Genomic DNA, 15,307 nt, shown 5'->3' with positions numbered 1-15,307 from the left:
CATAAAAGGGTTATGATAGCAGTTGTCTCGCGATGACTAGACGCTGAATTTCAGAGGTGCCTTCTCCGATTTCCATGAGCTTGGCATCTCTCACAAGCCGTTCTACCCCGCACTCTTTCATGTAGCCTGTTCCTCCGTGAATTTGGACAGCATCAAGACTTGCTTTTGTGGCCATTTCCGAAGCGAAAAGCTTGGCATAGGCAGCTTCTTTTGTAAATGGCTTTCCATGATCTTTCAGCCAAGCGGCTTTCCACACCATTTGACGAGCAAGTTCTATTTGCATCGCCATATCTGCCAGTTTAAATTGAATGGCTTGAAAGGACGAGAGGGTCTGCCCAAATTGCTTTCTTTCCTTTGCATAGGAGAGAGAAGCATCTAGTGCAGCTTGCGCGATACCAACAGATAAGGCAGCAATTGATATGCGTCCCCCGTCTAATGTATATAAAAATTGCTTGAAGCCTTTGGCTGGGTCTCCTAATATATGATGTGCTGGTACACGTACGCTGTCTAAAATGATTTCAGCCGTATCTGAACCGCGCACCCCCATTTTGTCGTATGGATTTGTAATGGACAGCCCTTTTTGACCTTTTTCTACAATGAAGGCGGAGATGATCGGGCGGCCGTTCTCATCATGATCCGTGACAGCGGTGACGATAATGGTTCTGGCAAAATTGGCATTTGTGATCCAGCACTTCTCCCCGCTAATCACATACTCTTGTCCGTCTTTGACCGCTTTTGTTTTCGTCCCTTTTGCATCTGATCCTGCATTTGGCTCTGTTAATCCGAAGGAACCGAGTGCTGTTCCAGATGCCAGCGGGACAAGGTGATCCATCTTTTGCTCCTCTGTACCGAAGTAATAAAGCGGGCTTGCGCCTAAGGAAACGGCTGCGGCATAGCTAAGACCTGTACTGGCACACTGTTTTCCGATTTCTTCTACAGCGAGCGCATATGAGATCGTATCTCCTCCTGAGCCTCCGTATTTCTCTGGAAAAGGAATGCCCATCAAGCCGAGTTCTCCCATTTTTTGAAAAGTTTGGACAGGGAATACGGCCTGTTCATCAATGGTTTGAGCGAGTGGAGCAATTTCTTCCTTGGCGAATTCTTTGACCATCTGCCGAATCATTTGTTGTTCTTTCGTTAATTCAAAATCCATCTTGTTTCCCCCTTTGGCTCTTTTCTATCATATTTATTAATCAAGTGGCTGCTTCATGCCAAGCTTGGCTGAATTCAGAAAATTAAAACAAAAATAATAGAAAAAAGCATGAACGAAGAAAATCCTCATTCATGCTTTTTCGTTATCTCACTTTTATTGTAGAAGGCTTGCTTTCGTGATGAAGTCGATTGAGAGCCGTTACTTTGTAAGTATCACTCTTATTCTGATGAACTGAAAGATTTTTGACAGATGTCAGCGTGCCGGCTTCTTTTCTAACGGTTTGCAGCAATTCATATGTTCCTTTCGTCGTCAAGCGATAGACCGCGTAATAGGATGCGGTAGATTGCGGATCATTTTTGATCTGTAAAGCCGCACCCTCTGCTGTCTTTTTAATAGATTGAATGATTGGTTTTTTTGGCGCTTTCTGATGAAGCCAAGGCATTTCTGGAATGAGAGCCGGTTTACGGTAAGCATCTTCTATCAATCGATTTTTGACATTCAAAGGGTTGCGATTGATATCCTTTAGGCTAAAGTGCATGCTTCCCTGCACGAGAGGCGACTGTCTGTTCAGTTTGATCTGCCGAAAGTATTCTTCTGGATCAGACCAAGCAGGATCACTGTTTTGATTAATTTTATACGTCGCCTGACCAATGTACAGGTGAACAGGCTCTCCCTTCACTTCATTTGACCACCATTTTGTTAGCACATGGTATGCGGCTGCCTGAAAGCCGATGCTCCAGTAAATTTGCGGGGTGACATAATCGATATCGTGCTGCTGAATCCACTCTCTTGTATCAGCATACAAATCTTCATAGTTGGTCATCCCTGCTGTGGTGTTTGAACCAGTCGGATCATCCTTTATGTTGCGCCAGACTCCGAAGGGGCTAATACCAAACTTCACATACGGCTTTACTTTCTTCACGGTGTCGTTGATTTGCTTGACCAATTGGTTCACATTATCTCTTCGCCAATCTTCTATATGCGTGAATGCCTTTTTTCCATATGTTTCATACGTTTCTTGATCTGGAAACGGCACACCGGCTATTTTATTCGGGTAAAAATAATCATCCATATGCACTGCATCAATATCGTAGTTTTTCACGACTTCTTCTATGCTGCCGACAATGAACTCCTGAGCTTTAGGAATGCCTGGATTGTAGTAAAGCTGATTACCGTACGCAATAGTCCAATCTGGATGTTTTTTTGCAGGGTGATCGGCTGATAAACGGCTGAGGTCGGTATGATTCATTGTGATTCGATACGGGTTAAACCAAGCGTGAAATTCGAGCCCGCGTTTATGAGCTTCTTCGATCATGAATTCAAGCGGGTCATACCCGGGATCTTTCCCTTGCGTGCCGGTCAAATATTCGGACCACGGGCCGTATGCCGAAGGATAAAAGGCATCTGCTGTCGGTTTAATTTGCATGATCACGGCATTCATATTCATCGCTTTGATCTCATCTAACAAATGAATAAACTCTTGTTTCTGCTCTTTGACAGGCAGTCCTTTCTTTGAAGGCCAATCTAGGTTATAAACCGATGCGATCCATACCGCGCGCATCTCTCTTGTGCTTTCAAGCTTCCCTTTTGGCATTGGACGAGCTAGACTGCTAGAAGGAATCAATAAGAATACAAACATCAAAATTAGTGTTAGACACGTCATACTGATTTTTTTCAGCATTTTTTGCATCACCTCATATTCAGTTTATTCCGCTTTTTGAGATCGAATGCCAGCAGATGGTGTCAGCAGGATGTTTTTCATTTCCTTGAGCTGAGCTTCAGGTATTTCGCAAGCCTCGATTAAATACCGCTCTGCACTTCCGTATGTGTCCATCATTTCGTTTAGCACATCTTCCAGATAATCTTGCTGCACACCGAGAAGCGGTTGAATTTGCTCTTTTGACACCCGGTATAAACTCATCATGCGGACAAATCGCTGCTGCCTTCTGACAAGCATTTTCACACCTTCATTGGAACGCATATATTCACTTAAAACGGCCGGCATCGGTACACCTGCTGCTAATTGAATGAGGGCAGATAAAAAGCCTGTCCGGTCCTTACCGCTCGTGCAGTGAAGCATCAGCGGGTAATTGCTCTTATCTGAAAGCAGCGAGAACAGCTGCTGAATCTCTTCTTTACGTTCTGTGAGCATACTTTGATATAAATCTTTCATAATCGGTGCAAATGAAAGAGATTTCCCTTCAGTTGTCAGCATACGAAACATGGTCCACTTACTTGGCATCTTACTGTCAGGCTGCATCGGGATATGAACGATTTTGTTGTGTTCCTTGATTTTTGGCGGATGTGATTTGCGTTCTGAGCTTGTTCGGAGATCACAAATGGTTTGAATCCTAAGCTTTGAGAACGTCAACATATCTTGTTTTGTGAGACGCGATAGATCTGCGGATCGATAAATCATTCCCTGCCTGATCACCATCTCACCTGTTGTTTGAAGTCCCCCTACTTCTCTAAAATTCGCAAGCTTTGAAAATGGGTTGTTTGATTGATTCATAGAAGTGAAAATCCTTTCCGTTACGTTCTTTTCTCTATCATACGCTTTTATTGAGATGGGGAAAAGAGAAGCCATTTGGTATAATGGAAAAAGGAGATTCGGATGGATTGGAGATATGAAGCATGATAAAAACAAAACGGATTCAGCAAATCAAAGAGTATGTGTTTGACCGGGAATCTGCCTCACTTGATGAGCTTGTGGCGCATTTTGGCGTCTCAAAAAACACGATACGCCGAGATGTACAAGCATTGGTCGAATCCGGCGTGCTCAAAAAAGTATATGGCGGAGTCGCTGTGAACCATTCAACATTAGTAGTATATCAAGAGCGAAAGACCCGCCAGCTCAGTAAAAAGCAATTGATCGGACAAACGGCTGCTGCTTTTGTGGAAAATGGGGATATGATTTTTGTTGATTCTGGTACGACAACACTTGAGATGCTTCCCTATTTGACTGAGAAACAGGTGACCGTTGTGACCAATAATGTAGATTTTATTACACAGGCGATGCCTTATGAAAATCTCACTATCTTTTCCACCGGCGGGATGCTTGAGAGAAAAACGAATTCTTTCGTTGGCTATCAAAGTGTAGAGCGTTTGAAAGCTTACAATGTCAATAAAGCCTTTATCGCATCAACTGGTTTATCCATTGATCACGGAGTCACGAATTCGTCCCCACTTGAAACGGATATTAAAAAGACAGTTGTTGAAAAAAGTGCCAAAACGTTTTTATTAGTTGATGATAGTAAGTTCGATCACTACGCTTTGACCACGTTTTGTGATTTACACGATCTTGATGTCGTCGTCACGAATAAACAGCCAAGTGAAGATTATCTTCAATATGGAAAAGAGCATGATGTACGGTTTGCCACGCCTTCATCAAATGAGCAGACGTAAATAAATGGATCACAAAAAAACGGCTCAGGAATTTGAGCCGTTTTTTGATTCATTCATTTCAAGCTGCATGATTATGCGGAATAAAAAACGGTATACGGCTGAGATGACTTCAATGAAAGGCATATCTTCGTGGATGTCCTCAAGCTCAAGAAGCTGTAAATTCACATCGAATAAGCCGTCTTGCCCATTAAATTGAAGCTGCGCACCATTTAATGGAGCCAGCATGTCCTTTAGAATGCCTGTGTCTTTTTTAGGACGTTTTAAACCGAATAACACGGTATACGTTTGAAACACTTCGTCCCATTCAATGGCTAATCCATCGACTCTCACCACATCAAACCACTTCGATTCGATATAAATGAATTCTTTTTGATGTTGTTTTACATATGTAAGCGGTGTGTTTAGAAATGAGGCGCCTTCTGTTTGAATCATGTCCTCGGATTCTTTGTCTACACGCTCTATATATACATCGCTAAAGCGTGCCTCTTCCTTTATTCTTGCACCTTCTAAAGGCCAATTGTGGCGCGCCGCTTCGTCATATTCAAAGTCTGTCAGCGCTTGTCCTTCTTTCAATAGATCTTGTAAGCGATTTTGCAATGACATGGCTATGTCTCCTTTCTTCTCTTTCATGTGCGTTTATTATTTTAGCATAACTCATGAAAAGAAAGATATGACTCAGCATATGATGGTATGATAGTGTCAAAAGAAACATCTCGGAGGGGTACGTTTTGCTCACAATGACACTGGCAGAAAAAATCGTAGACGAGGTCAAAAAAGTGCTGACTGAGGAAATCATCATCGCACAAACAAACGGCACCATCATTGCGGCAACAGATCCAGCGCGCATTGGTCAATTTCATGAAGGGGCGTATCTGACATCCTTTGAAGGACAAAAACGAATCCTCACAAAGGATGATGAGCAGCAAATGAAAGGGGTCAAAGCCGGCATCAATCTGCCTATTTATTTTAAGCAAGAGGTCATTGGGGTGATTGGGATGACAGGAAATCCCGTCCATGTCTCTCCATTTGGCGAAATATTACGAAAAATGACCGAACTGCTTATTCAAGAGCATGAATTTTTTCTAGAAACGGAAACCGATGAACGGCAGCTTGAAGCGTTTGTGTTCGACTGGCTTCATCTGCCAGAGACAGCAATCAATCTCACTGAAAAAGCAGCGCGGCTTCAGCTTGATGTCAAAAAACAGCGTGTCGTCGTCCTCATTGATTGTCACGATGAATCGTTTATGAAGCAGGATCAATACAAAAAAGTAAAGGAAATGCTGCATCTCACAAGTCAGGAAATGATCGTTCGCTGGGGACATGCCCGCTTTTTGCTCATGCTGCAAACCTCGGCAAATGATCGTGATACCTTGCAGCAGCGTCTTTTTCACATCCATGCTTCCCTCACCTCACGTTCCACGTCAAAGGTTTTGATAGGTGCGGGAAAACCAGCAGCTGGACATATGATGAAGCAATCCTTTCATCAAGCCTTTCGTGCCTTAAAATTGGCGAATGTGGATACACCGATTGTGTTTGATGAGGATTTAACACTTGAACTTTTTATAGAAGAAGTGAGTCAGGAAACAAAAGAAGTGTTCCTTGATCGAACGATCGCCCCACTTCTCCCCTACCCTGAACTAGTGAAAACATTGCGTGTACTCATAACATCAGATTACTCATTGAAGTATACCGCGGAAGCGATGCACGTACATATCAATACACTGCATTACAGACTAAAACGTATCCAAGATTTAACGACACTTGATCCAAAACGCATGCAAGATGCGATGCTCTTTTATTTAGCCTTGATGCTATTAGATCATCATCCAAATAAACGAGGCGAACAGCCCAATATTTTGTAGAATCGTCCATAGGCATGAGGCGATTCTTTTTTTATACTGAAAGAAACGGTATGTCTAATCAGTAGGAGTGAATGCGCATGTTAAATTCTGAATTTTTAAGTCAATTAAAAAAGATTGTCGGGGCGCCCTATGTACAAGACAGTAAAGCCGATCGGCTTGCCTACTCTTATGATGCAACACCTAATTTTCAGCATATGCCAGATGTCATCGTAAGCCCGCGCGCGGCTGAGGACATCCAGCAAATTGTCCGGCTCTGCGCTTCATATAAGGTGCCGATCGTGCCTAGAGGATCAGGAACGAACCTTTGTGCAGGAACCTGTCCTACACAAGGCGGACTTGTGATGTTGTTTACAAGAATGAACCAATTAATCGAAATAGACGAAGAAAACCTCACCGCAACGGTCCAGCCTGGTTTGATCACACAGGAACTTATTCGCCAAGTAGAGGCAAGAGGTCTCTTCTACCCACCAGATCCAAGCTCGATGAAAATCTCCACGTTAGGCGGCAATATTAATGAAAATTCAGGTGGTCTCCGGGGGTTAAAATATGGCGTGACGAGAGATTATGTACTTGGACTTGAAGTGGTTCTGCCAAACGGTGACATCATCAAAACGGGCGGCAAGCTCGCAAAGGACGTGGCCGGATATGATCTGACCCGTTTATTTGTTGGATCAGAAGGAACGCTCGGAATTGTCACAGAAGCCACGCTGAAGCTTTTGCCGCTTCCAGAAACCAAACAAACGATGCTTTGCTTATATGAAAGCCTAGAGGAAGCAGCCGCTTCAGTTTCGGCGATTATTGCAGAGCGTATTATCCCCGCCACATTAGAATTTATGGATCAGCCGACACTGAAAGTCGTCGAAGACTTTGCCAAAATCGGCCTGCCGACTGACGTTCAAGCGGTGCTATTAATCGAACAGGACGGCAACCCTGAGGCCGTTTCCCGTGATATAGAGAACATCGCAAAGGTCTGTCAGCAGCACGGTGCAAAAGGAGTAAATATCGCACATTCTGAAGAAGAGGCAAGTGCCCTTTTAACAGCGAGACGAGCCGCTTTATCTGCCCTCGCCCGTTTAAGCCCCACAACGATTTTAGAAGATGCTACAGTCCCCCGGTCTGAAATTGCGAACATGGTGCGGGCGATCGAAGACATTGCGAGAGAGTACGAAGTGAAAATCTGTACATTTGGTCATGCAGGTGACGGGAATTTACATCCTACTTGTGCAACCGATGCAAGAAATGAAGAAGAAATGAAGCGGGTCGAAGAAGCCTTTCAGGCCATTTTTGAAAAAGCAGTCTCCCTTGGCGGCACCATTACGGGTGAACATGGCGTGGGTCTGATGAAAGCCCCCTATTTAGAGCTAAAGGTCAAAAAAGAAGGAATCGCTGCAATGAAAGCAATCAAACAAGCGCTAGATCCAGCAAATATTATGAATCCTGATAAGGTGTTTGGAAAAGCAGCAAGAAAGCGGGTGGTGGTCTCATGAATTCCCCTAAACAATCAGAGATTCAGCAAAACTTTCAGCAGCAAATGGATGAAAAGGAGCTGCTCAACTGCATGCGCTGCGGCTTCTGCCTCCCTTCCTGCCCTACTTATATTGAATCCGGTCAACAAGAAACTCACTCTCCCCGCGGCCGGATTGCTTTAATGAAGGCGGTGAGAGACGGCGTGATTGAGCCGGATGAAGATGTCGAACATTCACTGAACCTTTGTCTTGGATGCCGTGCATGTGAACCGGTCTGCCCTTCCGGCGTCAAATATGGACGTTTACTTGAGGATGCGAGAGACATCCTTCAGCAGCACAAAAAACAATCTCTTCCTGTCAAATTTGTGAGACGTGTTGTGTTTAAAGGACTCTTTCCTTCACAAAGTCGAATGCGTCAAGCGGCTGGACTTCTGCGATTTTATCAAACCTCTGGTCTGCAAACGGCCGCCCGCAAGTCTGGCATGCTAAAGGTGCTTCCGCCGCATTTACAGCTGATGGAGCAGGCCCTTCCAAAGGTGCCGCGTCAACAAAAAAGCCGTGCGTTAGAATACAAAGCCATTGGCACGGCAAGAAAGCGTGTGGCCTTTTTTACTGGCTGTTTAATGGACACCGTTTTTTCCAGCACAAACGAAGCGACCATCCAGCTTTTGCAGCTGGCCGGCTGTGACGTTGTCGTCCCTCCTGTTCAGACTTGCTGCGGTGCACTTCATGGCCATAGCGGAGAAAAGGAGCAAGCGAAACAGTTAGCAAGGCGGAATATTGAAGCATTTGAGGAGATTGAGGCAGATGCCATTGTCATGAATGCGGGCGGATGTGGTGCCTTTTTAAGTGATTATGATCATTTGCTAAAGGATGATCCGGCTTTTCAAAAGCGAGGTGAAGCCTTCTCAAATAAAATCACGGATATATCAGATATTCTCGTGGAGCTTAAGTTTCACCGGCGTACATCGCTTGCCTTGCCAGAGCAGATCATCACCTATCAAGACTCTTGTCACTTACGAAATGGAATGGGTGTAGAGCAAGCGCCAAGGGTGCTGATGAAGGCGATTCACGGGGTATCATTTAAAGAAATGAAGGATGCCGACCGCTGCTGCGGATCCGCCGGAATTTATAATATTTTGCAACCAAAGATGTCGATGCAAATTTTAGATCATAAAATGACAGAAGCTAGTCAAACAGCGGCGGCTGCCATTGTCACGTCCAATCCAGGCTGTCATTTGCAAATGGCAGCGGGTATCAAACGTTCAGGACAATCGCCCAGCATGCGTGCCGTCCATCTCGCAGATTTTTTATTAGAAGCCGTTCAATATGGAAAAAAAGCGTCTAGCTCATCAAGCTGAACGCTTTTTTTCATGCATATCTTCAGACAATTAGTTGGATAATAGAGGCAAATCGCGGAAGGAGATGATTCAAGTGCTGAAGAAAAACAAACAACATCAAAAGGACCCAAATTCAGTATTTGAGGCATTGTCACGTTCCTCTGATTTTACAAACGAATTGTCACGAAGTGAAGGTTTTCTTTATCGAATCTCTTTTTTTCGTTCTTTAATTAATGGTCATCTACTCCATGAACAAATTTTGCCCTGCATGAAAGAGTTGCACCTCACCCCCACTCTTGAGGAGCTGAAAGAACGAATCCCCATTGAACAGTCTGTCATCACGACCGATCTTCAAAAAGTGGAAGAAGCCCTTCATCTGGGCAATATGGCCATTCGGCTCGAAACGGACTGGGGCAAAGCACTTCTGATACCGATTGAAGAAAAGAAAGGCAGACAAGTTGGGCCCCCCGAGATTGAATTTGGCATTATCAGTGCCCAGGAAGCATTTGTGGAGGTTTTGGATACCAATTTAAATTTGGTCAGGCGGCGGCTGCCGACGCCGAACCTGAAAGTGGCAGAAAAGACAGTTGGCACGCTATCTCAAACAAAAGTAGCGGTGTTATATATTGAAGAAATCGCCAACCCGCAAAACATCGAAACCGTTCTCCAGCGCATTGAGGACGTTGATTATGATCAGATTTTAGATGCGAATTACCTCGCTCAAATGCTTTATGATGTATCCAATACGATCTTTCCATTGTTTTTAAATACAGAAAGACCCGACCGCGTGTCGTCAGGTTTAACAGAAGGGAAAATTGCCATCTTAGTCGATGGATCGCCTCATGTCTTGCTTGCCCCGACTATTTTACTTGAGTATTTTTCCACAATGGAAGACTACAATATGTCGTGGATGGCGGCTTCTTGCTTTCGGCTGTTACGCATATTTGCAGTGATATTCTCCATTTTTGCGACACCTTTATATGTAGCCGTTTTAACCTTTCATTATGAGCTGATCCCAAAGGATTTATTAGAAACCATTGTGTCCTCGCGCTATCTTGTTCCATTTCCTCCGATTATTGAGGCCCTATTTTTAGAGATTTCGATTGAATTACTAAGAGAAGCAGGTTCGAGGCTCCCAGCTAAAGTCGGGCAGACGCTCGGGATTGTTGGCGGGATTGTCATTGGACAGGCTGCTGTGGCAGCAGGCTTAACAAGTAATATTTTACTCATTATTGTCGCCCTTTCTGCTCTTGCCTCATTTGTCACCCCTATTTACAAAATGGGCAGTGCCATTCGGCTGCTGAGATTTCCATTTCTATTTGCAGCACAGATTTGGGGTGCATTAGGCATTGCCGTGATGGGATCTTTCCTACTCACCCATTTAATGAAATTAACATCTATTGGAAGGCCGTATCTAGAGCCTATTTTTCCGCTGCGTCTGACGGATTTAAAGGGCAGTTTGATTCGTCCTCAGCTCCGCTTTTTGAATAAAAGACCGGAAAATTTACGCCCGCAAAATGAAACGATTCACCGGCAAAAGCCTAAGCAAGGCCGTAAGGGGAAAAATGATTTTTATGAATAAGGAAGTGAAAGCATGAGTTCTTCTTCTGTGAAAGAAAAATTTCAAGTTTCCCCTTTTTTTGTGTTTTTTCTCATCAATGCCAATCAAGTAGGTGTCGGCATTTTAAACTTTCAAACAAACCTTGTTCGTTCTATGAATAATGATGGATGGATCGCCATTCTTATTTCTGGCATCAGCGTCAATGTGATGATCTTTCTGATGTACTTGATGTTTAGAAAGGCCCCTTCGGATGAATTTGGTGATATCACGCAATACGTATTTGGCAAATGGATTGGGCAATTATTCAACATACTCTATATCTTATATTTTGCTTCTTTGTCGTTGACCGTTCTCGTCCACTATATGGATGTGATCCATGTATGGCTGTTTAAAGAAATTCCTGGTCTATTGTTTGCGTCTGTACTGCTGCTGCTTGTGTATTACATTCATACCGGCGGCTTTAGAACCATTGCTGGATGGGCATTTTTTAGCATTGTACTGACGTATTGGATGACGTTTATTTGCTTTTATGTCATGAAATATAGTCACATTCGCTTCATGTTTCCGATGTTTGATCATAGATTTTCGCAGCTGGTAATGGGCGTCAAAGATGCCTCCTTATCCATGTTTGGTTTTGGCACGCTGCTTGTCTATTATCCCTTTATTAAACAAGCACAGACGTCACAAAAATTTGCCCACATGGGGGCATTATTCACGACATGCTTAAATTTACTTGTCTTTCTCGTCTCCATTGCGTATTACTCTAGTGCTCAGCTCAAATTAACAAAATGGCCGACATTAACGTTAACAAGTATTGTGAAACTTCCCTTTATCCAGCGCTTTGAATTTATTGAAGTGTCCCTCTGGCTGCTTCTGATCATTCCAAATATCGCCATTCCATTATGGGCAGCGAGCCGAATGGCGAAACAAGTATTTCATACGAGTCAGCGCGTCACTTTAATCTGTCTCAGCATCCTCATTTTGGTCATGTTTTCGTTTTTTGCCGGGGCAACCTCTTTTGAAGCCTTTAATCAATGGGTGGAATATAGCGGATACATTCTTATATATGGATTGATTGTCTGTATGGTCATTGGGCTGATGCTGAAAAAAAGGTGGGTGAAAAAACGAGCATGAAACGTTATATACTCATGGGTCTCATGTTGTTTAGTCTTTTGTTAACTAGCTGTGCACAGCCTCGCCTTTTAGATGAATTAAATATCTCTCAGGCGGCAGGATTTGATTTAGTAGAAGATGGCGAAATGAAGGGCTTCTTCGTCTTCCCTGTCTTTAAAAGTGAAGAGCAAGGAAGTTATCAAATATTAAGTGCGAGGTCAAACACCATTAGTAATATTCAGTTTCTCGTGTCAGAAAAATCACCTTTTCCAGTGGTCATGGGCCAGGTGCTCGTTATTTTAATCAGTGAAAAATTAGCAAAAGAAGTCGGCATGATCGATTTAATGAATTACATTTATCGTGATCCTATCATTGGTTCACGCCAAGTGTTTGCGATTGTAGGCGGAGAAGTTGAAGAGTTATTATACACAAAAATGAATCAAACGAACTTGAATATTGGCGTGTATCTCTCTGATCTGTTAACCCAAAATATGCGAAATGGCAATGAACCTGTGACCAATCAGCATATTTTTATGAATCAGATGCTGGCAAAAGGGGTCGATGCTTACCTCCCTTACATCAAAAAAACAAGCAATGCCATCAAGGTCACAGGAGTCGCTCTGTTTGATCAAGAAAAAATGGTGGGTCATATCCCTGGAGAAGAAACGTTCACATTTAAAGCGATGATTGAAAATCATAAAAATGGCATCTACGAGTTTCAATTGGATGATCAAGCAAAGACCCATGTCGTCATTGAAAATATCAAATCACATGTGTCTTACCAGATCAAACCAACGAAAAACCTAACAAAAAAGCCTCATATCACGATTGATATCAAGCTGAAAGGTGAATTAAAAGAATTTATGAAGTCCAAAAAAATTGATAAACCTTCTATATTGGACCATGTTGAAAAAAAAGTTGAAAAACGTGTCGCTCAGCAAGGACAAGACCTTGTTCAGTCCTTTAAAAAGCAAAACATAGATCCGCTTGGGCTGGGTTTGAGGTATCGATCAAAAGACAAAGCAATGACACCAGAAAAATGGCAGGAAATCTATCCTGATGCGGATGTACAAATTAAATGCCATATGAAAATTGTTCAAACCGGTGTCAGTCAATAAATGAGTGAAAAATTATTCGAAAATGTCTTCTTTGTTATTCATTATTTTAGACACTTTCATTTTGACTCGTGGCACGCGATCTTTTTGAAGATAGTCATTTAAAGTGTTCTCTACTTCATTTTTATCTGTTCTAAGGATTTTAGGTGAACATTGTTCCACAAGGACTGGTCTATTCCCTTTAGCGCAGTTTGCCATTGTATCCAGTGCAATTAAGCTGAAAGGTCTTCCTTTGTCGAGCCATGTTTTCATTCTATCCCAGGTTGGACAGCTTACGGCTGCCAGCCTTCCCCAATGATCGTGAAATTGGGTACAGGCAGACTCCATCCAATCCATGATTTTGTAAGAACGGAAACGGTACAGGCAGATAAAAGCAGCTGTCGGCAATTCTTTTTCACTGATCGATTTCAATTTCTCTATCACATGTTGTAAACCCTCATCTTCTGGCAGGCTGCTGGCTGCTGCCCAGGAAAGTGGATAAAGAAATTCTTCGTCAGCCTGATCCAAAAGTTCCCTAACCCACCCAGCGGCAGATGTACCTAAAACATCAGCCGCGATTTCTATCATTCGTGATTTCACTTCGACATGCCGAGTTTCATCAAACCGACTTTGAACAGAGTCTAAGATCTTTTTCTCATCGTGCTGTTTCAGAGCATCGATGACATCACCCTCAAGAAACCACCTAGTGATTGAAAAGTCTAATAAAGACGCCAAATCTTGCCGAACGTCTTGTAATGTGGGTGCTTTATCTTCTTTGGTGACGATGACATCATCCTCTAATTGGAAAGCCTGTCCGTCCTCTCCATAAAAGTCATCGTGCAGTAAAAATTGTTTAGGAGAATGGAGAACGGCTAAGTTATACCATTCAATAGGTCGTAATGAATAGTTGAGTAGTCTCTTGTGACACGGATGACATAATTGATAAGGCTGTTTCGGCTCATCAGAATTCTCTACTACATTCATTGCGTTTTTTTGACAGGCTTCACATAAAGCGGCTTTTTCCACTCCATTCACTTCCTTTTATTGCATATGTATGATCTTTTATATTTGTCATCATTGAATCATGTGAAAAGAACAATGTTTTCTAATCTTCGTCCTTTACATCTGGATCTTCAGGAATCGGTTCATTTAAAATCTCTTGGACGAGCTCTTTGTATTGTTCAAGCTGCTTCATATGCGTTTGAAACTGTCCTTGATAAATCAGATAGGATTCGCCGTCAAATACATAGCGGATCTTTTTTTGCTGGATTAATTTCTCAATATACGCTTCAGCTACTTCTAAGTATTCAGCTGTTTCTGCGATTGTTAAATACATGTTTGTGCACCACCCGTTCGTTTCATCTAACAAATTATATCATGATCTGTTGAAAAAAACGGATGCAGCCTGTTCATATTTTCTTTACTGATTTGACCACTGACATCATGATAGTTCTTCACATAACAAGTGTTCAGCAAGTAGATCGTCTAGGTACAAGCAAATATGGTATGATAAAGTTTGCTAGACGAGAGTTTATCGTCACAGACTTGGTGGAAAAGCCAGGCATTCATGAGGCGTCTTTCGGTTTAGCCGTGGGAGGTAAGCGGAAAGCATACTCATGAGAAAAGCAAAACAAGCATAGGCTTTTATAAGGATGCTTGAAGAAAATTCGTATTTAAAGGCAGAGTGAAATGAATGGGAACCTTGTTCAATGAAATTTTAACCTGGCTGACAAGCCTTGGTTATGTAGGTGTAGCACTAGGTCTGATGATTGAAATCATTCCGAGCGAAATTGTTCTTGCTTATGGCGGATATATGGTGTCAACAGGAACAATCGGTTTTGTTGGAGCTGTTATCGCTGGCGTCATCGGAGGTACGCTCGCACAGTGTTTTATATACTGGATCGGTCTTTATGGCGGAAGACCTTTTTTAACAAAGTACGGAAAATACTTATTCATCCATGAACACCATATCGCAACTGCAGAGCGCTGGTTTGACCGATATGGAACCGGTGTGGTGTTTACAGCGCGCTTTATTCCTGTTGTCCGCCACGCCATCTCCATTCCAGCAGGTATTGCCAAAATGCCTTTTTTGAAATTTGTCCTCTTGACAGGATTAGCTGCCATCCCTTGGTCGATCTTATTTATCTATCTCGGTATGCAGCTTGGGACAAAGTGGGATCACATTCAAAGTGTTGCTCACGCTTATACAACCCCTATTATGGCCATTGCGATCGTCCTGATCGTTCTCTATTTCGTCCTCAAAAAAATTCGTACGAACCGAAAACGGACAATCTAATGAAAAACGCCTTCCAC

General features: G+C 42.9%; 14 protein-coding genes. 8 read left to right on the top strand and 6 right to left on the bottom strand.

Annotated elements, in window-relative coordinates; translation table 11 throughout:
* Positions 1 to 10: 10 nt before the first annotated feature.
* From C6347_RS12150 to C6347_RS12140, 3 genes are all read right to left on the bottom strand, one after another.
* Positions 11 to 1,153, bottom strand: coding sequence for an acyl-CoA dehydrogenase family protein (locus C6347_RS12150; protein WP_106031129.1), 1,143 nt, complete (start codon positions 1,151 to 1,153; stop codon positions 11 to 13).
* Between the two features lie 142 nt (positions 1,154 to 1,295).
* Positions 1,296 to 2,834 (bottom strand): glycoside hydrolase family 10-like protein, encoded by a 1,539-nt coding sequence (locus tag C6347_RS12145; RefSeq protein ID WP_106071672.1) that lies wholly within the window; start codon positions 2,832 to 2,834, stop codon positions 1,296 to 1,298.
* Positions 2,835 to 2,858: 24 nt separating this feature from the next.
* Positions 2,859 to 3,665 carry a tyrosine-protein phosphatase gene (locus C6347_RS12140; protein ID WP_060596491.1) on the bottom strand — a complete coding sequence of 269 codons (807 nt, stop codon included), beginning with the start codon at positions 3,663 to 3,665 and terminating at the stop codon, positions 2,859 to 2,861.
* A gap of 122 nt (positions 3,666 to 3,787) precedes the next feature.
* On the opposite strand from C6347_RS12140, the gene C6347_RS12135 reads away from it, so the two are divergent.
* On the top strand, positions 3,788 to 4,558 hold the full coding sequence (locus C6347_RS12135) for a DeoR/GlpR family DNA-binding transcription regulator (RefSeq protein ID WP_060596492.1): 771 nt from the start codon (positions 3,788 to 3,790) through the stop codon (positions 4,556 to 4,558).
* Between the two features lie 24 nt (positions 4,559 to 4,582).
* On the opposite strand, the gene C6347_RS12130 is transcribed toward C6347_RS12135, so the two are convergent.
* Positions 4,583 to 5,161, bottom strand: coding sequence for a branched-chain amino acid aminotransferase (locus C6347_RS12130; protein ID WP_106071671.1), 579 nt, complete (start codon positions 5,159 to 5,161; stop codon positions 4,583 to 4,585).
* 125 nt (positions 5,162 to 5,286) lie between these two features.
* Here C6347_RS12130 and C6347_RS12125 point away from each other — a divergent pair, with 125 nt between their 5' ends.
* The 6 genes from C6347_RS12125 to C6347_RS12100 all read left to right on the top strand — a co-directional run bounded on the left by C6347_RS12125 (position 5,287) and on the right by C6347_RS12100 (position 13,018).
* A complete protein-coding gene (locus C6347_RS12125; RefSeq protein ID WP_066030805.1) occupies positions 5,287 to 6,420 on the top strand; it encodes a CdaR family transcriptional regulator in 1,134 nt (377 codons plus the stop codon).
* A 77-nt stretch (positions 6,421 to 6,497) separates the two neighbouring features.
* On the top strand, positions 6,498 to 7,907 hold the full coding sequence (gene glcD, locus C6347_RS12120) for a glycolate oxidase subunit GlcD (protein WP_060596495.1): 1,410 nt from the start codon (positions 6,498 to 6,500) through the stop codon (positions 7,905 to 7,907).
* Positions 7,904 to 9,247, top strand: a complete 1,344-nt coding sequence (locus C6347_RS12115) for a (Fe-S)-binding protein (protein WP_060596496.1) — start codon at positions 7,904 to 7,906, stop codon at positions 9,245 to 9,247. The genes glcD and C6347_RS12115 overlap by 4 nt, the downstream gene beginning before the upstream one ends.
* A gap of 73 nt (positions 9,248 to 9,320) precedes the next feature.
* The gene (locus C6347_RS12110; protein WP_060596497.1) at positions 9,321 to 10,808 is read left to right on the top strand and encodes a spore germination protein; all 1,488 of its coding nucleotides are present in this window, start codon (positions 9,321 to 9,323) and stop codon (positions 10,806 to 10,808) included.
* A gap of 12 nt (positions 10,809 to 10,820) precedes the next feature.
* A complete protein-coding gene (locus C6347_RS12105; protein ID WP_106071670.1) occupies positions 10,821 to 11,921 on the top strand; it encodes a GerAB/ArcD/ProY family transporter in 1,101 nt (366 codons plus the stop codon).
* Complete coding sequence (locus C6347_RS12100) at positions 11,918 to 13,018, top strand: Ger(x)C family spore germination protein (RefSeq protein WP_106071669.1); 1,101 nt, start codon at positions 11,918 to 11,920, stop codon at positions 13,016 to 13,018. The genes C6347_RS12105 and C6347_RS12100 overlap by 4 nt, the downstream gene beginning before the upstream one ends.
* 12 nt (positions 13,019 to 13,030) lie before the next feature.
* On the opposite strand, the gene C6347_RS12095 is transcribed toward C6347_RS12100, so the two are convergent.
* Entirely contained in the window at positions 13,031 to 14,020 is a 990-nt protein-coding gene (locus tag C6347_RS12095) for a hypothetical protein (RefSeq protein WP_223250437.1), read from the bottom strand.
* A 79-nt stretch (positions 14,021 to 14,099) separates the two neighbouring features.
* Complete coding sequence (locus tag C6347_RS12090; protein WP_034660863.1) at positions 14,100 to 14,330, bottom strand: excisionase family DNA-binding protein; 231 nt, start codon at positions 14,328 to 14,330, stop codon at positions 14,100 to 14,102.
* Positions 14,331 to 14,687: 357 nt separating this feature from the next.
* On the opposite strand from C6347_RS12090, the gene uptA reads away from it, so the two are divergent.
* Positions 14,688 to 15,290, top strand: a complete 603-nt coding sequence (gene uptA / locus C6347_RS12080) for an undecaprenyl phosphate transporter UptA (protein ID WP_095285257.1) — start codon at positions 14,688 to 14,690, stop codon at positions 15,288 to 15,290.
* Positions 15,291 to 15,307: the final 17 nt, after the last annotated feature.

The organism is Bacillus sp. NMTD17, assembly GCF_002998735.1.
Lineage (GTDB): Bacteria > Bacillota > Bacilli > Bacillales > Bacillaceae > Bacillus.
Note: the sequence above shows the minus strand (reverse complement) of the source record. Positions and strands in the feature narration are given on the sequence as shown.